Genomic DNA, 17933 nt, shown 5'->3' with positions numbered 1-17933 from the left:
CCCACCCGCCCGGCGCGGCCTGCGCCCGGATCAGCGCAGGGGCGTGTGGGCTGGGTCCACCCGCTCGGAGGTGGGTGGCGGCGGAGGCGGGGTGCCGTCGCCGAAGGGGCGGCCGCCGAGCGACTCCCGGCCGTGCGCGGTGAGCCAGTTCGACAGGTCCGGCCCGAGCGGGACGACGCCCGTCGGGTTGATGTCCCGGTGCACCTCGTAGTAGTGCCGCTTGATGTGGTCGAAGTCGATGGTGTCCCCGAAGCCGGGCGTCTGGAACAGGTCCCGGGCGTACGCCCAGAGCACCGGCATCTCGGTGAGCTTGCTGCGGTTGCACTTGAAGTGCCCGTGGTAGACGGGGTCGAAGCGGACCAGCGTGGTGAAGAGCCGCACGTCGGCCTCGGTGATGCTGTCGCCGAGCAGATACCGCTGGCCCTGCAGCCGCTCGGTCAACCAGTCCAGCCGCTCGAAGAGCCGACGGTACGCCGACTCGTACGCCTCCTGGCTGCCGGCGAACCCGCACCGGTAGACGCCGTTGTTGACGTCCCGGAACACCACCGCGTTGACCTCGTCGACCTCGTCGCGCAGCCGCTCCGGGTAGAGCTCCGGCGCGCCGTCGCGGTGGTAGGCGGTCCACTCGGTGCTGAGGTCCAGGCTCATCTGCGCGTAGTCGTTGGTCACCACCTGCCCGGTCGGCACGTCCACGATCGCCGGCACGGTGATGCCCCGGTCGTAGCCGGGGAACCGGGCGAAGTAGGCCTCGGCCAGCCGCTCGATGTCGAGCACCGGATCCCGGCCGCCCGGGTCGAGGTCGAACGTCCAGCTCCGGGCGTCGTGGGTGGGGCCGGCGACCGCCATGGAGAGCGCGTCCTCCAGGCCGAGCAACCGGCGCACGATGATCAACCGGTTCGCCCACGGGCAGGCGCGGCTGACCGCCAACCGGTATCTGCCCGGCGTCACCGGAAACCCGTCCCGCCCGTCGGCGGTGATCCGGGTCGCGATGTAGCGCTGGTCCCGGGTGAACTCCCCGCCCGGCTCGACGTACTTCCCGCCCGTCTCGTCGCCCACGTCGTCTCCTCGCTCGTCCGCCTCTGCGTCCCATCATGGCGGATCTCCGGCCGTCCGGCCGGGCCGCCGGTGACTACGCTGCCCGGATGACCGATGTGGAAGCGACAGCCCGACGCTTCATCGCCGACGTGTGGAACGCCGGCCGGGAGGAGACCGCGTACGAGCTGGTCGGCCCGGGCTGCCCGGGGCTCGGCGGGACCGGACCGGAGGCGACCCTGGCCTGGCACCGGGAGCGTCGGGCGGCTTTCCCGGATCTGCGCTACAAGATCGTGGACGTGGTCACCGGCGGCGGTCGGGTGGCCGTGCACTGGCGGGCCGCCGGCACCCAGACCGGGCAGTTCGGGCCGGTACCGCCGACCGGGCAGGTGGTCAGCTACTCCGGGGCGACCTTCCTGCGGTTCGACGACGCCGGCCTGATCGTCGACGTGTGGAGCTGCAACGAGCTGTTCCAGCTCCTGCAACAGCTGGGGGTCGAGATGCTCCCGCCAGCAGGGGGCGTCACCGGGCCCGGGGCGTGATCCGACTGATCGGCAGGTTGATCGGGAACGGCTCGCCGGTGTCGACGAACTTCGTCCACCGCCCGGTCTCGGTGTAGACCTCGTTCACCGCGTCGATCCGGTACGTGACGACCTCCAGCGCGCCATCCTCCGGCTCGATCCGCCAGTAGAACGGGATGCCGGCCTGGGCGTAGAGCGCCGGCTTCAACACCCGGTCGATCGAGCGGGTGCTCGGAGAGACGATCTCGACGGCGAGGACCACCTCGTGCGGCTCGTACCTCGACGGTTCGCGCGCCGCCGCGGCGGAAGTGGTCACCAGCACGTCGGGAATGAAGGAGCGGGTGCGGTTGATCCGTACCTCGACCCCCTGGGTGACGTCGTACGCGTCGGGACACTCCGCTTCGAGCGCGACACCAAGACGCATCGCGATGGTCTGGTGCGTGCGGGTGGGGGAGGGGGACATCAGCAGCACTCCGTCGAGCAGTTCCCGGCGACGGCCGTCCTCCGGCAGCGCATCCAGATCGTCTGTCGTCCACCCGCCCTCGGGCGGGTAGTCGCTCTGCAGCGCGGCGGTCATGGGCGGGTCCTTCCAGGTGCGTCGTTCTCCCCAGGCCCACGGTACCGCCGTTGACCGACGGGTGGTGGTCGCGCGCGCCGGGGGTACAGGGCAGGATGGTCGACATGAGCGACCCCAGCGAACACAGCGCACCGGACGACGGCGCCGCTGACCGCGGCCTGCCCGGCGCGGGGCTGGTCAAGGGGCTGGCGGTCACGCTGAAGACGATGACCCGGCGCTCCACCACCCAGCAGTACCCGGACGTCGCCCCCGAGCTGCCGCCCCGCTCCCGTGGGGTGATCGCGTTGCTCGAGGAGAACTGCACGGTGTGCATGCTCTGCGCCCGCGAGTGTCCGGACTGGTGCATCTACATCGACTCGCACAAGGAGGAGGTGGCGGTGCCCGGCGCCGCCCGTCCTCGTCAGCGCAACGTGCTCGACAAGTTCGACATCGACTTCTCGCTCTGCATGTACTGCGGCATCTGCATCGAGGTCTGCCCGTTCGACGCGCTCTATTGGTCACCCGAGTTCGAGTACGCCGAGTACGACATCAAGGACCTGCTGCACGACAAGGACCACCTGGGGCAGTGGATGGCCACCGTGCCGCCGCCGCAGGCGCACGACCCGAACGGTGAGCCAGCCAAGGAGGAGACCAGCGCCGCGCGTAAGGCCGCCGTCCCCGCCGCCCGGCCCGCCGCGCCGACGGTACGCCCCGAGCCCGGCGCGTCCGGCGAGGCGACTCCATGACCGGTGCGGACGTGCTGCTGCTCGCCCTCGGCGCGGTGGCGGTCGGCTCGGGTGTGCTGGTGGTGACCACGAAACACCTGGTCCGGGCCGGCCTCTACCTGGTCGTCTGCCTCGGTGCGCTGGCCGGCGACTATCTGGTCCTCACCGCCGAGCTGGTGGCCTGGGTGCAGGTGCTGATCTACGTCGGCGCGGTGGTGGTGCTGCTGCTCTTCGCGGTGATGCTCACCCGGGCGCCGATCGGTGCGTCCGACGATCTGGACCGGCCCGGCTGGCCGGCCGCGCTGACCGGCGGCGGCACCGGGCTGGGCCTGGCCGCGCTGCTGGTCGACGCCTACCGCTGGACGGCGGTGGACCTGCCCGAGGCGGGCACCGCCGAGCGGCTCGGCGGCCAACTCTTCCGCACCTGGGTGCTGCCCTTCGAGGTGCTCTCCGTGTTGCTGCTCGCCGCACTGGTCGGCGCGGTGGTGCTCTCCCGGCCGGACATCGGGCGGTCGCGGTGAGGCCGGTCATCCCGTACGTCACCGCGGCGCTCCTCTTCGGCCTCGGCGTCTACGGCGTGCTGCGCCGCCGCAACGCGGTGCTGGTGCTGATCGCCGTCGAGCTGATGCTCAACGCGGTCAACCTGATCCTGGTCACCGCCGACGCCACGGTACGGGCGGCGCTGCCGCACAGCGGGCAGGTCTTCGCGCTCTTCGTGATCGTGCTGGCCGCCGCCGAGGTCGGCGTGGGCCTGGCCATCGTGCTCCAGCTCTACCGGCTCCGGGCCACCGTCGCCGTCGACGAGATCCCGCTCGCCGAGGGGCCGACCCCGGCCGAGGAGCCGACTCCGGTCCGCACCGCCGTCGGCGCGCCGCCGCCGGCCGGGGGCGCGGGCACCGGGGCGGCCGAGGCAGGGGAGGAACGGTGAGCACGACCACCCTGCTCGGTGCGCTGCTGCCGGCCGTACCGCTGGTGGCGGGGTTGCTCGGTCTGCTGCTGCCGCCGTCGCCGCGCGGCCTGGCGGCTCACGGCGGTGGCGACCCGGCGCGGGGTGAGCAGCGAGCCCGGCGGGCGGCGATCACCCTCGGGGTGGCCGGCGCGGCCGGCGCGCTGGCTCTGGCGGTCGCGCTGCTGGCCACCCTGGACGGGCCCGTCGAGGCGGCCACCGGTTGGGTCGACCTCGGCGGGTTGACGGTGACCCTCGGGGTGCGGTTGGACGGTGCCGCGGCGCTCGTCGCGGTGGCGGTCGCCGCGGTCGCGCTCGCCGTGCAGGTCTACTCGATCGGCTACCTCAAGCGCGGCCCGCACGACGACGTGGACGTCGACCACCGCTACCCGCCCTACGCCGCCCAGATCAGCCTCTTCACCGGCGCGATGCTGCTGGTGGTGGTCGCCGGCGACCTGATCATGCTGCTGGTCGGGTGGGAGGTGATGGGCCTCTGTTCCTACCTGCTCATCGCGCACGACCGGAGGCTGCCGGAGGCGCCCGCCGCCGCGATGAAGGCGTTCCTGGTGACCCGGGTCGGTGACGTCGGCTTCCTGCTCGGCATCGCGCTGCTCGGCGTCTCCGCCGGCAGCTTCCGGATCGCCGACGTGCTGGCCCACGACTACTCCCCGGGCGCCCTCACCGCCGCCTGTCTGCTGCTGCTCGCCGGGGTGGCCGGCAAGAGCGCCCAGTTCCCGCTGCACACCTGGCTGCCCGACGCGATGGCCGGCCCGACGCCGATCAGCGCCCTCATCCATGCCGCCACCATGGTCGCGGCCGGGGTGTACGCCGTCGCCCGCCTCTACCCGCTCTTCGTGGCGGCCCCCGTCGCGCTGACCGTGCTCGGCGTACTCGGCTCGATCACCCTGCTGCTCGGCGCGTTCGCGGCCACCGCGCAGGACGACATCAAACGGGTGCTCGCCTGGTCGACGGTCTCCCAGATCGGCTACATGACCGGCGCGCTCGCCGTCGGCTCCCCGGCGGCCGCGCTGTTCCACCTGCTCACCCACGCCGCGTTCAAGGCGCTGCTCTTCCTCGCCGCCGGCGCGGTGATCCACGCGGTCGGCACCACGCTGATGTCCCAGATGGGCGGGCTGCGCCGCAGCATGCCGCTGACCTTCTGGTGCACGGTGGTCGGCCTCGGCGCGCTGGCCGGGCTGCCACCGCTCGCCGGTTTCTGGAGCAAGGACGGCGTGGTCGCGGTGGCGCAGGCCGCCGCGCTGCACGGCGAGGGCCCCACCCCGTCCTGGCTCGGTTGGCTGGTCTGGCTCGCCGGGCTGGTCGGCGTCGCGGTCACCGCCTGGTACGCCACCCGACTGCTGCTGCGCGCCTTCCTCGGCGAGACCCGGGAGCCGTTGGTCCACCCGCACGACCCGCCGGGCACGCTGCGCTGGCCGCTGCTGCTGCTCGCGGTGCCGGCCGCGCTGCTCGGCCTGGCCGGTTTCGCCGGCCCGTTCGCCGACCGGCTGCAACCGGCCGAGGTGGCGACCCCCGGGCGCCCGTCGGATCTCCTCCCGGCGGAGGGTCTGGTCCATCTCACTCCTGCCGTGCTGCTGCCACTGGCGCTGCTGGTGCTCGGCGCCGGGCTGGCCTGGGCCCGCTGGCGGCGCGACCGGGCCGCCGACCCGGCGGCCGCGCTGGGTCCGCTGCGGCCGGTCTTCGCGGCCGCGTTCCGGCTCGACGACCTCCAGCACGCCCTGGTGGTACGCCCCGCCCGGGCGTTCGCCGGCTGGGTGCGCGCCGGCGACGAGGTGGTGGTGGACGGCGCGGTCGAGGGGAGCGGACGGGCCGCCTCCGGGCTCGGCGCCGGGCTGGCCGCGCTGCACCGCGCGGCGCTGCCCCGGGCCGCCGCCGCCGTGCTGGCCGGCGCGCTGCTGATCGGCCTGGCCGCCGCCCTGATCGGAGGCGTGTCATGAGTTTCGGAGAGTTCCTGCTGGTCGCGGTCCTGGCGGTGCCGGCGCTCGGCGCGGTCGCGGTGGCCGCGACGCCCGCCGACCGGGCCGCTCGGCTGGTCGGCACGGTGGCTGCCGGCCTCACCCTGCTCGCGGCGGCCCCGCTGGCCGTCGGCGACCGGGGCTGGTTCGCCTGGTCCGCGACCGCCCCGGCGGTACGCCCGTGGCACCAGTTGGACCTCCCCTGGGTGCCCGGCCTGGACCTGCGCTTCCACCTCGGGGTGGACGGCATCTCCTATCCGCTGGTGGTGCTGACCGCCCTGCTCACCCTGCTCTGCTGCGGCTACAGCCTCTGGCGGGTGCCGGGCGGCGGCAGCGGCCGGGCGCTGGTGGCGCTGCTGCTGGTGGTCGAGGTCGGCATCCTGGGCACCTTCCTCGCCCTGGATCTGGTGCTCTTCTTCCTCTTCTTCGAGGTCGTCCTGCTGCCGATGTACGCGGTGATCGCCGGTTGGGGCGGCGAGGACCGGCGGCGGGCCGCCCGCAAGTTCGCGCTCTACACCCTCTTCGGCTCGGTGCTGCTGCTGGTCGGCGTCTACGTGGTGGTCGCCGCCGCCGGCACCGCCGACATCGTGGCGCTGACCGGCGGCACCGAGCTGTCCCGAGGCACCCAGCTCGCCGCGTTCACCCTCTTCGCGTTGGCCTTCGCGGTGAAGAGTCCGCTCTGGCCCTTGCACTCGTGGCTGCCGGACGCGCACACCCAGGCGCCCACGGTGGGCAGCGTGGTGCTCGCCGGGGTGCTGCTCAAGATGGGCACGTACGGGCTGATCCGGGTGGCGGTCGGGGTGGCCCCGGAGGGCGCCCGCTGGGCCGCGCCGGTGCTCGGCGTGCTCGCCGTGGCGGCGATCCTGATCGGTTCGCTGGTCTGCCTGGCCCAGGACGAGTTGAAGCGGCTGATCGCGTACTCCAGCGTGGGGCACATGGGCTTCGTGCTGCTCGGCGTCGCCACCCTCACCACCACCGGCATCCAGGCGGCGCTGATCGGCAACGTGGCGCACGGGGTGATCACCGGTCTGCTCTTCTTCCTGGCCGGGGCGGTGAAGGACCGTACCCATTCCGGCGCGCTCGCCGACCTCTCCGGGCTGCGGGAGACCGCCCCCCGGCTCGCCGGGTTGCTCGGGTTCGCCGCGATCGCCTCGCTGGGCCTGCCCGGCCTGGCCGGTTTCTGGGGCGAGGCGTTCGCGGTGATCGCCGCGATCGAGGTGGGCGGCGCGCTCTGGACCACCCTCGGCGTCCTGGCCGCGGTGGGCGGAGCGCTCACCGCCGCGTACTTCCTGCGCCTGCTGCGCCAGGTCACCCACGGCCGGCCGAGCCCGGCGGTCGGCCGGCTCACCCCCGGCCTGGCCGGTGCGGAGCTGACCGCCTGGGTACCGCTGGTGCTGCTCGCGCTGGCCATCGGCCTGGCCCCGGCCCTGGTGCTCGGGGTCGCCGAGGCCCCGGTCGACGCCCTGGTGAAGGTGGTGCTTCCGTGAGCCAGAGCGTGGTGCAGAGCGTGGACAACGTGGCGCTGCTGCCGGCCTACCTGGCCGCCGGCACCGCCGTGCTGGTGCTCGTCACCGACCTCATGCTGGCCCGGCCGCGGGCCACGCTGGCGGTGGCCGCCGCGGGCGCGCTCGCCACCGCGCTCGGCGCGGCGCTGGTCGGCGCCGGAGGGGAGCGGCGGACGTTCTGCGTCGGCGGTGACTGCTCCTTCGTCTTCGGTGGCCGGGCGGCCCTGGTCGGCGCGGTCTTCGCGCTGCTCACCCTGGGGGTGCTCGGGCTCTCCGCCGGGCACCTGCGGGCCGGCCGGGCGCCGGTGGGGGAGTACGCCTTCCTGCTCGCCTGCTCGATGACCGGCGGCGTGGTGCTCGGCGCGGCCGGTGACCTGATCACCCTGATCGTGGCGTTGGAGACGTTGACCCTGCCGCTCTACGTGCTGGTCGGGCTGCGCCGGGGCAGTGTGGCCAGCGCCGAGGCGGCGGTCACCTTCTTCGTCGTCAGCGTGGTGGCCACCGCGCTGAGTCTGCTCGGCGCGGCGCTGCTCTACGCGGTCACCGGCGGGCTGCACCTGGGCCGGCTCGGCGCGGCGCTGGATGAGCGGCCGGACCTGCTCGACCTGCCGCTGACCACGGCGGCGGTGGCGCTGCTGGTGCTGGGGTTGGCGTTCAAGGTCGCCGCCGTGCCGTTCCACGCCTGGGCGCCGGCCACCTACGACGGCGCGCCGCTGCCGGTGGCCGCGTACCTGTCGACGGCGTCGAAGCTGGGCGGCGTGGTGGCGCTGCTCGCGGTGGTCGGGACGGCACTGCCGGCCGACCGGACCGGCCCGGTGCTCGCCCTGCTCGCGGTGCTCACGATGACGGTCGGCAACCTGGTGGCGCTGCGCCAGCGGCGCACGGTCCGGCTGCTCGCCTGGTCCTCGGTGGCCCAGGCCGGCTACATCCTGGCCCCGCTGGGCGCGCTGGCGCTGGCCGCAGGTCGCACCGACGAGGCGCGGGCCGGCGCGTACGCGGCCGCGGTCGCGTACGCCGTCTTCTTCGTGTTGCTGGAGCTCGCCGCGTTCGCCGGGGTGACCGCTCTGCGCCCGGCGGACGCCGACGGCGGCACCCTCGACGACCTGCGTGGCGCGGCCCGCCGCCACCCGTGGCTCGGCGCCGGCCTGGCGCTGGCGCTGATCGGGCTGGCCGGGTTGCCGCCCGGCCTGGCCGGCCTCTTCGCCAAGGTGACGGTGGTGCGCTCGCTGCTGGACGGCGGGGCCGGCTGGCTCGCGCTGGTGGTGGCGGTGAACGCGGTCGTCGGCCTCGCCTACTACCTGCGGCTGGCCGCCCGCCTCTACGCGCCCCCGGCGTCGGCGGGTGTGACCTCCGTCGCGGCGTCGCCCGCCCGGGTGGTGGCCGCCGTGCTGGCCGTGGCGACTGTGGCCGCAGTGGTGGTCGGGTTCGCTCCGCAGCTCGTATTGGATCTCGCCGCCCGCTGAGCGGCCAATCGGGCACGCTCCCAGCGATCTCTCAGCCATACGACGGATGGTTGGCGGGTACCGGTGTGTTGTACCGGTCGACGGGTCCCGGCGATCCGTGCACCGAAGGAGTGATCGTGCACCACAACCGTCTCAAGACCACCGCGCTGCTCGGCCTGCTCACCGCGCTGATCCTGGCGGTGGGCTACTGGTTCGGCGGCAGTGGCGGACTGGTCATCGCAGTTGTCATCTCCCTGCTGATGAACGGATTCAGCTACTTCTTCTCCGACAAGCTCGCCCTGCGGTCGATGCGGGCGCAACCGGTCACCGAGGCGCAATTCCCCGAGCTGTACCGGATGGTGCGTGAGTTGGCGACGGAGGCCCGGCAGCCGATGCCGCGGCTCTACGTCAGCCCGACCGCACAGCCCAACGCGTTCGCCACGGGCCGCAACCCGCAGCACGCGGCGGTCTGCGTCACCCAGGGCATCACCGAGATCCTCGACTACCGCGAGCTGCGCGGGGTGATCGGGCACGAGCTGTCCCACGTCTACAACCGGGACATCCTCATCTCCAGCGTGGCGGCCGGCCTGGCCGGCATCATCACCATGCTGGCCAACCTCGCCTTCTTCATCCCGCTCGGCGGCGGGGACGACGAGGACGCGCCGAACCCGGCCGTGCTGCTGCTGACCATCATCCTGGGCCCGATCGCGGCCACGGTGATCCAGCTGGCGATCAGCCGGAGCCGCGAGTTCCAGGCGGACGCCTCCGGCGCCCAGCTGACCCGCGACCCGCTCGCGCTGGCCAGCGCGCTGCGCAAGATCGACGCGGTGGCCCGCCGCCGGCCCCTGCCGGCCCAGGGTCAGCTCACCAGCACCGCGCACCTGATGATCGCCAACCCGTTCCGGGGCGGCGGCGTGGCGGCGCTCTTCTCCACCCACCCGAAGATGGAGGACCGGGTCGCTCGGCTGGAGCAGATGGCCGGCTCCGTCAGCCCGGTGCAGTACCAGCGCTGACCCGACAGAACCCACCCACTCCGCCCGCATCCGGTCCGCCGGGTGCGGGCGGAGCACTGTGTCGGGGCCGATAACCGCTTCATCCGTACGACCCACGGCGTTAGGGTCGAAACGTCTTACGCTCATTACAGCCGGGAGGTTCGGGTGGCCGCGCTGCGCCAATATCTGGGTGTCTGGCGAATTCCCGGCGCGCCGATGCTGCTGATCACCGGCATCATCGGGCGGCTCGGGATCGGTATGACCCCGCTGGCGCTGCTGCTGGTGGTCGAGCAGGTGACAGGGCGATACTCGCTGGCCGCCGTGGCCGGCGGGATCTACGCCATCGCCGGCGCCGCCCTGAGCCCGGTCGCCGGCCGGATCGCCGACCGGGTCGGCCCCAGCCCGGTGTTGCTCGCCACCGCCGTCGCCCACCCGTTGGCCCTGGTCGGGCTTTTGTTGGCGAGCCGCGCCGGCGCCGACGGACTGGCCGGGATCTACCTCGCCGCCGGCGTCGCCGGTGCGACGTACCCGCCGCTGACCGCCGCGATCCGGGGCGCCTGGAACGAGCTGACCGCCCCCACCTCCGGCCGGTACCACCTGCGCAACACCGCGCTGGCGGCGGAGACCTCGCTCTTCGAGATCGTCTTCGTGCTCGGCCCGCTCCTGGTGGCCGGCTTCGTGCTGGTCGCCGACGCCGCCGCCGCGCTGGTGGGCGCGGCCGTGTTCACCCTCGTCGGCACCATCGCGGTGGCCCTCGGCCGGGTGATGCGCGGATGGCAGCCGCACGCCCGCGAGCACCACGCCCGAGGGCTCGGACCGCTGCGGGTCGCCGGCTTCCCGGCCCTGCTGGTCTGCGTCGCCAGCCTGGGCATCGCGTTCGGCGCGGCCGGGGTGACCGTGCCGGCCTTCGCCGGCAACTACGCCGCCGACGACCCGGAGAGCCTCGCCGGTCTGCTGCTGGCCGTCTGGGGCGTCGGCAGCGCGGCCGGCGGGTTCTGGTTCGGGGTACGCAAGCCGGCGGCGCGGATGACCCGGCAGTTCGCCTGGCTGCTCGCCGCGGTGGCCGGCAGCTTCGCCGTCTTCGCGTTGATGCCCACCCCGTTGGCCCTGGGCATCGCGCTGATCGTCGGGGGTGCCACCATCGCGCCCGCGCTCACCCTGGAGAACACGCTGGTCGGCCGGATCGCGCCCGCCGGCATGCTGAACGAGGCGTACACCTGGGTGGTCACCATGTCGGTCGCGGCGAGCGCGGCCGGCGGCGCGGTGGCCGGGCTGATCGTCGACCACTCCGGCGGCGTGCCGTGGGCGTTCCTCTTCGCCGGGGTGGCGGTCGCCGTCGGGGCCGCGGTCGCCGCGCTGCCCGCCGGGCCGATCGCCCGGGCGGAGGCGACAGCGGTACGCCTGGAGGAGCCCGTTCCCGCCTGACCGTTCGCGCTGCCCGAACGCCACGGCGAGCCGGCTCAGCTCACCCTTCGGTCGTGATCGCCGCGATGGCAGCGTGCGGTCGATGAGGGCCCTCGCTGGGCCGCTGCAGGCGCTCGACTTCCGCGAAGCCAGCTCGCGCCAGTCGCTCCGAGAACTCGTCGACGGGCCAGCGATAGGCGGTCACGACCTTGTGGTCGAAGGCCGCGACCTCGTCACCGACGAAGATGGCAACCACCAACCTCCCGGCCGGGGCCATCACCCGCCGGAGCTCGGCGAGCACGCCGTCGAGACCCTCCGGCGGTAGATGAATCAACGAGCCCCAGGCCAGGATGCCGGCGACGGAGTGGTCGGCAACGGCGAGCTCTTCGAACGACCCGAGTTGGTAGCTGCCGCCCGGGTGGGCTGCCCGCGCGTGGGCGATGAACTCGGGGACCAGGTCGATGCCCGTCGCGTCGGCGCCCAGCGATCGAAGGTGATCGGTGAGGTGGCCAGGCCCGCAGCCCAGATCGAGCACCGTGCCCGGCCGGCCCGTCAGGTGTCGCCCGATGAAGGCGAGGTCGTCCGCGTGCACCTGCTGGCTCGTACCGAACAGCCCGATGTAGAGCTCTGCGACGGACGCGTAGGCCTGCCGGACCTGTTCCATGGTCACTGCCCGACTATATGAGCTCTCGGGCGGGGCAGAGTAGGCCCGGTACCAGCGCGGGAAGCACGTCGTTCCTGCGGTGGCTGGTCGTGCGTTGACGCAGCGCCGAGCCCGCCACGAGGATCAACCGCCGCGCCCAACGCTGGACGTCCCTGGCCAAGCCGTCACCGGGCCGTCGGAGGCCGATCGGGGCGACCAACGACGACCACTGGTGACGGCCTCTACCCAGGTGACAGGGCGTGGCCGACCCGATGGCCAGGCCAGCCGGGCCTCGTTACCGGTAGTTGGTGAACTGGAGGGCGACGCCGAAGTCCTCGCCCTTGAGCAGCGCGATGACGGCCTGGAGGTCGTCCCGCTTCTTGCCGGTGACCCGCAGCTGGTCGCCCTGGATCTGTGCCTGGACGCCCTTCGGGCCCTCGTCGCGGATCTTCTTGCCGATCGCCTTGGCCTTATCGGAGTCGATGCCCTGGATCACCTTGCAGTCGATCTTGAAAATCTTGCCCGACGACCGCGGGTCGCCCGCGTCGAGGGACTTCAGCGAGATGTTCCGCTTGACCAACTTCTCCTTGAAGACGTCCAGTGCGGCCCGCACCCGCTCCTCAGTCTCGGCCTGGAGGCTGATCGCCTCATCGCCCGACCAGGAGATCTCGGCGCCGGTGCCCCGGAAGTCGAACCGCGTCGCGAGCTCCTTCTCAGCCTGGCGGAGGGCGTTGTCGACCTCCTGGTGCTCGACCTTGCTGACGATGTCGAACGACGGGTTAGCTGCCATGCTCATGCTCCTGCTGTCCGGTCGGTCTCTGGGCTGCCGTCGCCCGCTGACCAGCGGCACGACCCTCTGACGGTACCCGGTTGCGCCATCGCCGGGTGGAGCCGCTATCCTTGCTTCCGCCGCCGCGTTCCGACGCGGTGGGGTGCCCTGGCGGGTTGCCCGAGCGGCCAATGGGAGCGGACTGTAAATCCGTCGCGAAAGCTACAGAGGTTCGAATCCTCTACCCGCCACCAGGTGCAGAAAGAGGCCCCTGACCAGCGCTAACGCCGGTCAGGGGCCTCTCTTGTGAAGCTCACTCAATCCCGCTCTGGCGCCGCTCGATCTCGCTGGCTGTGTCGCATACGTGTCGCCGAGAACAACTCGATTCGGCCTCGCCGGCGGTGCGTGTCCGCTGCGGCGGAGGCCATGATCCGCGGCATGGTCCACGGCGCCGGGTCGTCACCGCGGCCGACCGCGACCGGTTGCCGCCCGGAACCGGCCCCGTCAGCGCGGGTGGTAGACGACCGCGCGGCTGACACCCGAGACCGGGCGGATCGACGCGGCGATGCGGCCGCGGTCATCGAGGTCGACGACCTCGCCGTCCGTGCTGACCCCGGCGAGGCTGAGGTCGTGCAGCACGCCGCGCCGCCACAGCGCTGGGCGGGCCCTTCCGTCGGCGGCCTGAGAGCTGGCCAGGATCTCGCCACGGTTGTTGATCGCCCGCAGCTGGGTGAAGCTGCCGCCGAGGGTCCCGACGTCCAGGGCGCGGCCGTGCCGCCAGAGGATGCCGCGCTCGAACTGCTCGGCCGAGAACTGCCAGCCGATCACCCAGCCGCGGTCGTTGAGGGCGTACGTGTTGCTGCGATTGAAGGGGCCGGCGCCGAGGTCGGTGACCCGGCCGCTGTGCCACAGGGCGGCGTGGATGCCGCCTGGCACGTACACCCCGCCGGAGACCTGGCCGCGCTCGTTGACGTCGGACACCTCGCCGAGGGGCAAGGGCCGGGCGCGGCCGTTCGTCCACAGGACGGGGCCTGCGTCGGTGCGGGCGACGACCTGGCCGCGATCGTTGATCGCCACGGGCAGGGCGGACGGATCGCCCAGCGGCCGCAGGACACCGCGGTGCCAGACGTACCCGCCGGAGCTGGCGTCGTGGATGCCGACGACCTGGCCGCGGTCGTTGACGTCGATCGGGTTGAAGGCGCCGAGATCGATCATCCGGCCGTGGCGCCAGAGGAACCCGCGGTAGGTGCCGTCGGCAGCCTGGGCGCGGCCGACCACGTCGCCGCGGTCGTTCATGGCGCTGGCGTAGCTGCTGTCGCCGCCGAGGGTGCCGAGGTCCACCATGCGATAGCCGGGCGCGGCGGACGCGGTGGCGGTGGGTGCGGCCGTCAAGGCGGCCGCGAGGAGAGCGGTGGCGAGGATGGATGGCATGGGACGGCTCCCTCCGGAGCGTCGCCGGGCGGAACGTGCGCTCAGCGTAGGCGCGTCCCGCCGCTCCGCCAGGGCGCCGTCACATGGCCGACAGCCTCGCCGTTCGCTACGCGTCACGCGCAGGGTGGCTATGCCGGCTGGTGCTCACGGGTTAGCGCCGATCGTCCGGGTAGGAATCGTCCTGGGGTCTGTCGTTGCGCTGGCGGCGTGTGGAGCCGAGGGTGACCCTGCCGACGCGAAGCAGCCCGGTCCACCCACCTGTCTTGCCACATTCGTCAAGCAGACGCCCGACAAGGCCAGCCGCGACGGTGATCTCGTCCCCGGGGGAGCCGCCACGGTGCCTGCGACAACCCGCTGACCCACCTTCCGCACATCTGGGGTCCGGGACCTCTCCCTCGCCGTAGCGGAGGTGGGCCGACGACGGCAACGGTCGAGTCAGCTAGAGGGCCGGGCGCGCCATCCAACACCGTGGGGCCACGTGGCAGTACGGCGTCGGACTGATCCGGCCATCCACCGAAGAGTGTGGATGATCCAAATTATCCCGTACTTAGCTACTAGCGAACTCGCACAGAACAGGTATGGTGGTCAATGTCTGGCTCGTGGGGCATGACGGAGCCAGTGGCGCGCGTGACTGAGAGTGATTGAGCTGGCCGGGCGCGATGGTCGGCCGAGCCGCTGAGACGAAATGTGCTGAAGGTCGTATCAGGCGCTGAGTGAAGCGCCGTGCCTCGCCATTAGGCCCGCCATCTGGCCCGCCTCGGTGGGGGCGGCGGTCTGAACGGTGGAACCTCGTCACCGGCGTGGACCAGCCGCGTCCTCACCGCTTTTCTGGTTACTCGCCGTGTGGCACGATCGTGGAACCTCCACCATCCCTGTGACACTTCCCCGACAGGAGCAAACATGTCTGGTCGAAAGCGGGGCCGACTGCTTGGCTCGTTCCTGGTGCTCGCTGTGCTGGCTGCCGGCGTCTTCGTCGGCGACTTCTGGGGTAGCGGGAACGCGCACACCATGGACGTCATCTGGAACATGGACGTCATCTGGAACACTCCCGTAAACCCGTGACCTGAGTACCATCTGCACGATGTGAAGTACCGGGGCCGGTGAGGGGGCACGGCATGGCGGATCGAGGCCGCACCGGCTCCCGGTCCACAGAGCGCGCCTGGCTGATCACTGGGCCGATGGCGTTGTTGGCCGTCGTCTGTTCGACGGTTGTCGGTCTTGTCGCCGTGCGGCCTTTCGGGGAATGGCCACTGGCGGCGGCGCTGCTGGTGGCCATGGTCGCCGCCGGTCTGCCGGTACTGAACTTCACCGTCCGGCGCCAGTCCATCGGCGTGACGCTCACCGAGATCCCGCTGGTTCTCGCCTTCTACCTGGTGCGTCCGCTCACCGTCGTCGCGATCTACACGGCCGCGGCCGTCATCACGCACCTCCGACACCGCCTGGGTGCCACCAAGTTCTGGTTCAACGTCGCGCGGGCCGCTGCGGGTTCGTCCCTCGCGGTCCTGGTGCTGCAGGCGCTACCGCCGGTGCGCGGTGTCGGTCCGGCCACCTGGCTGATCCTGTTCGTCGCGGCCAGCATGGTCAACCTGGTGAGCATCACCTCGGTGGCGGGCGTGCACACCCTCCTGCAGGGCGGCCAGGCCGGCCGGGAAGCGATCCGGAAATATCCGCCCGCGCTGCTGGCCGCGGCCATCAACATCGCGAGTGGGATTGTCGTTCTGATCCTCATCGCCGCGACCTGGTGGTCGCTCGTGCTGCTGGCCGCACTGATCGCCGCCTTGGCGCTGGTCTACCGGGCGTACGCCCAGTTCTTTCGCCAGCACCGCACCCTGGCCGACATGTACGAGCTGAGTCGCGCGGTGGCCGAGAGCGGGCAGAACGGCACTCTGCCCGACGCGTTGCTGGGCCGGGTGCGAGCGCTGATGCAGGCGGAGTACGCCACTCTCTGGCTGCCGGCCCAGGGGCGGCATCCCGAGGTGTTGTTGACCGCCCGCAACGCTGACCCGGGGTTGCTCGACTTCGCCAAGACACCCGCCTCGCTTCGAGCGCGCGCGCAGGCCGAGGGCCGTACGGTCGCCGTCGGCCGCGGTATGACCACCGACCCTGACCTGCGTGCAGATCTGTCAGCGCAACGGGTCAAGGACGTGATCGTGCTGCCTCTGCGGTCCGGCCAAGCGATCATCGGCACACTCGAGATCGCGAACCGGCTCGGCGACAGCAACTACTTCGTCCGTAACGACGTTCCTCTCTTCGAGACGGTGGCCGCGCACGCCGCGGTCGCCCTGGAGAACTCCCGGCTGGTCGACCGGCTGCGGCACGACGCCTACCACGACGGCCTCACCAAGCTGCCCAACCGGCGGCGGATCACCGGCGCGCTCGACGAGTCGGTCAAGATCCGGGCGCCCGGCGAGGTGGTGGCGCTGCTCCTCTTCGACGTCGACGGGCTGCGGCAGGTCAACGAGTCGCTGGGTCACGCCGCCGGCGACAAGGTCCTGGCGGAGGTGGCCAACCGGCTGCGCGCCTCGGCGCCGTCGTCGGCCCTGGTCGGCCGGGCCGGGGGCGACGAGTTCCTGGTGACCATGCGGCTGGAGAGCGCCGAGGCGGCGCTGGAACTGGCCGCCCAGCTGCGCGAGCAGATCCGCGACGAGATGGTCTTCGACGCGCTCACCCTGGACGTGGACACCGCGGTCGGGGTCGCCGTACACCCGGATCACGGCAGTGACGCGGCGACCCTGCTGCAACGGGTCGACCTGGCCGCGACCGCGGCGAAGTCGGTCCCGGGCAGCGTGCAGCTGTTCAACCCGGCCCTGGAGTCCCGGTCGCTGCGGCGCCTCGGCCTCGCCGGCGACCTGCGCCGGGCGCTGGACGACGGCGAGCTGGAGGTCTACTTCCAGCCCAAGGTCACCCTGCGGGACCGCCGGCTGGTCGGGGTGGAGTGCCTGGCCCGGTGGGAGCACCCGACCCACGGGACGGTGGCCCCGGAGGACTTCGTCGCGGTGGCCGAGCACACCGGGCAGCTCGACCGGCTCACCGAGGTGGTGCTCCGGGAGGGGCTGCGGCGCAGCCGGGACTGGGCCCAGGCCGACCAGCCGCTCTCGGTCGCGGTGAACCTCTCGCCACGGACGCTCACCGACCAGCACTTCCCGGACCGGGTCCAGGAGCTGCTCACCGAGTACGGGGTGCCCCCGCAACGGCTGACCCTGGAGATCACCGAGGCCGGCGTGCTCGACGGCACGGACCGCCCGATCCCCACCCTGCGCCGGTTGCGCGACCTGGGCGTACGCCTCTCGGTGGACGACTTCGGCACCGGCGACTCGTCCCTGGCCCACCTACGGCGGCTGCCGGTGCACGAGGTGAAGGTCGACCGCTCCTTCGTCGAGGGCATGGCGACCGACCCGGGCGATCTGGCGATCGTCAACGCGGTGGTCACCCTCTCCCAGCAGTTCGGGTTGGCCGTGGTCGCCGAGGGCGTGGAGAGCGAGCTGACCCTGGAGTTGCTCCAGGACATCGGGTGCGAGATCGGGCAGGGCTTCCTGTTCAGCCGGCCGCTGCCGTACGAGCGCCTGGAGGCGTGGTTCGGCGCTCAGATCGACCCGGAAACGATCTCCGGCGCGGAGCTGCCGCGCCTGCGTGTCGTGCCCTGACCTGCGCATATTCCCCGGCGGGGGATCCGATTTCACCTGCCGGCCCGGGCCGTGTAGTCTTACCTCTGCGCGCCCCACGGGGAGATCGCGCAGGCCCCCTTAGCTCAGTCGGCAGAGCGTCTCCATGGTAAGGAGAAGGTCTACGGTTCGATTCCGTAAGGGGGCTCGAGGGTCAGCTTGGACCCACCGCGGCGGTGTAGCTCAGATGGCAGAGCAAGCGGCTCATAATCGCTGTGTCGCCGGTTCAAGTCCGGCCACCGCTACTCTCGTCCTCCGGGCGTTTCCGGTTGGTCGGTGGGAATGGGCGCCGTAGGCGCCCACTTTGCATGTCCGCGTCATCAGCGCGTAGG

General features: G+C 72.3%; 16 protein-coding genes and 3 tRNA genes. 14 read left to right on the top strand and 5 right to left on the bottom strand.

What is annotated here, in order from left to right:
* Positions 1-30: 30 nt before the first annotated feature.
* Positions 31-1056, bottom strand: coding sequence for a glutathione S-transferase C-terminal domain-containing protein (locus ACIP9D_RS16740; RefSeq protein ID WP_350875511.1), 1026 nt, complete (start codon positions 1054-1056; stop codon positions 31-33).
* A gap of 86 nt (positions 1057-1142) precedes the next feature.
* On the opposite strand from ACIP9D_RS16740, the gene ACIP9D_RS16735 reads away from it, so the two are divergent.
* Complete coding sequence (locus tag ACIP9D_RS16735; RefSeq protein ID WP_350875509.1) at positions 1143-1574, top strand: ester cyclase; 432 nt, start codon at positions 1143-1145, stop codon at positions 1572-1574.
* On the opposite strand, the gene ACIP9D_RS16730 is transcribed toward ACIP9D_RS16735, so the two are convergent.
* Positions 1555-2130: a Uma2 family endonuclease gene (locus ACIP9D_RS16730; protein WP_350875507.1), complete on the bottom strand. Its 576-nt coding sequence runs from the start codon at positions 2128-2130 to the stop codon at positions 1555-1557. The genes ACIP9D_RS16735 and ACIP9D_RS16730 overlap by 20 nt on opposite strands.
* 95 nt (positions 2131-2225) lie before the next feature.
* Here ACIP9D_RS16730 and ACIP9D_RS16725 point away from each other — a divergent pair, with 95 nt between their 5' ends.
* From ACIP9D_RS16725 to ACIP9D_RS16690, 8 genes are all read left to right on the top strand, one after another.
* The gene (locus ACIP9D_RS16725; protein ID WP_350875813.1) at positions 2226-2855 is read left to right on the top strand and encodes an NADH-quinone oxidoreductase subunit I; all 630 of its coding nucleotides are present in this window, start codon (positions 2226-2228) and stop codon (positions 2853-2855) included.
* Positions 2852-3355, top strand: coding sequence for an NADH-quinone oxidoreductase subunit J (locus tag ACIP9D_RS16720; RefSeq protein ID WP_350875506.1), 504 nt, complete (start codon positions 2852-2854; stop codon positions 3353-3355). The genes ACIP9D_RS16725 and ACIP9D_RS16720 overlap by 4 nt, the downstream gene beginning before the upstream one ends.
* Complete coding sequence (gene nuoK, locus ACIP9D_RS16715; protein WP_350875504.1) at positions 3352-3762, top strand: NADH-quinone oxidoreductase subunit NuoK; 411 nt, start codon at positions 3352-3354, stop codon at positions 3760-3762. The genes ACIP9D_RS16720 and nuoK overlap by 4 nt, the downstream gene beginning before the upstream one ends.
* On the top strand, positions 3759-5735 hold the full coding sequence (locus ACIP9D_RS16710) for an NADH-quinone oxidoreductase subunit L (RefSeq protein WP_350875502.1): 1977 nt from the start codon (positions 3759-3761) through the stop codon (positions 5733-5735). Before nuoK ends, ACIP9D_RS16710 begins: the two co-directional genes overlap by 4 nt.
* Positions 5732-7240, top strand: coding sequence for an NADH-quinone oxidoreductase subunit M (locus tag ACIP9D_RS16705; protein WP_350875500.1), 1509 nt, complete (start codon positions 5732-5734; stop codon positions 7238-7240). Before ACIP9D_RS16710 ends, ACIP9D_RS16705 begins: the two co-directional genes overlap by 4 nt.
* Positions 7237-8721, top strand: a complete 1485-nt coding sequence (locus ACIP9D_RS16700; protein ID WP_350875498.1) for a proton-conducting transporter membrane subunit — start codon at positions 7237-7239, stop codon at positions 8719-8721. The genes ACIP9D_RS16705 and ACIP9D_RS16700 overlap by 4 nt, the downstream gene beginning before the upstream one ends.
* A 116-nt stretch (positions 8722-8837) precedes the next feature.
* Positions 8838-9713 (top strand): zinc metalloprotease HtpX, encoded by an 876-nt coding sequence (htpX, locus tag ACIP9D_RS16695; RefSeq protein WP_350875496.1) that lies wholly within the window; start codon positions 8838-8840, stop codon positions 9711-9713.
* 144 nt (positions 9714-9857) lie between these two features.
* Positions 9858-11117 (top strand): MFS transporter, encoded by a 1260-nt coding sequence (locus ACIP9D_RS16690; protein WP_350875494.1) that lies wholly within the window; start codon positions 9858-9860, stop codon positions 11115-11117.
* 40 nt (positions 11118-11157) lie between these two features.
* Here ACIP9D_RS16690 and ACIP9D_RS16685 read toward each other — a convergent pair whose 3' ends face one another.
* Together ACIP9D_RS16685 and ACIP9D_RS16680 are read right to left on the bottom strand one after the other, a co-directional pair.
* Positions 11158-11766, bottom strand: a complete 609-nt coding sequence (locus ACIP9D_RS16685; protein ID WP_350875493.1) for a class I SAM-dependent methyltransferase — start codon at positions 11764-11766, stop codon at positions 11158-11160.
* 268 nt (positions 11767-12034) lie between these two features.
* The gene (locus tag ACIP9D_RS16680) at positions 12035-12529 is read right to left on the bottom strand and encodes a YajQ family cyclic di-GMP-binding protein (RefSeq protein WP_350875490.1); all 495 of its coding nucleotides are present in this window, start codon (positions 12527-12529) and stop codon (positions 12035-12037) included.
* A 149-nt stretch (positions 12530-12678) separates the two neighbouring features.
* Here ACIP9D_RS16680 and ACIP9D_RS16675 point away from each other — a divergent pair.
* A tRNA-Tyr gene (locus ACIP9D_RS16675) sits at positions 12679-12762 on the top strand.
* A gap of 250 nt (positions 12763-13012) precedes the next feature.
* Here ACIP9D_RS16675 and ACIP9D_RS16670 read toward each other — a convergent pair.
* The gene (locus ACIP9D_RS16670) at positions 13013-13939 is read right to left on the bottom strand and encodes a hypothetical protein (protein ID WP_350875487.1); all 927 of its coding nucleotides are present in this window, start codon (positions 13937-13939) and stop codon (positions 13013-13015) included.
* Positions 13940-14839: 900 nt separating this feature from the next.
* Here ACIP9D_RS16670 and ACIP9D_RS16665 point away from each other — a divergent pair.
* The 4 genes from ACIP9D_RS16665 to ACIP9D_RS16650 all read left to right on the top strand — a co-directional run bounded on the left by ACIP9D_RS16665 (position 14840) and on the right by ACIP9D_RS16650 (position 17846).
* Positions 14840-15001, top strand: a complete 162-nt coding sequence (locus tag ACIP9D_RS16665; RefSeq protein WP_350875485.1) for a hypothetical protein — start codon at positions 14840-14842, stop codon at positions 14999-15001.
* Positions 15002-15054: 53 nt separating this feature from the next.
* Positions 15055-17583 carry a bifunctional diguanylate cyclase/phosphodiesterase gene (locus ACIP9D_RS16660; RefSeq protein ID WP_350875483.1) on the top strand — a complete coding sequence of 843 codons (2529 nt, stop codon included), beginning with the start codon at positions 15055-15057 and terminating at the stop codon, positions 17581-17583.
* 93 nt (positions 17584-17676) lie between these two features.
* A tRNA-Thr gene (locus tag ACIP9D_RS16655) sits at positions 17677-17749 on the top strand.
* Positions 17750-17773: 24 nt separating this feature from the next.
* Positions 17774-17846 (top strand) — tRNA-Met (locus tag ACIP9D_RS16650).
* Positions 17847-17933: the final 87 nt, after the last annotated feature.

This window comes from Micromonospora sp. NPDC093243 (assembly GCF_044753725.1).
Taxonomy (GTDB): Bacteria; Actinomycetota; Actinomycetes; order Mycobacteriales; family Micromonosporaceae; genus Micromonospora.
Note: the sequence above shows the minus strand (reverse complement) of the source record. Positions and strands in the feature narration are given on the sequence as shown.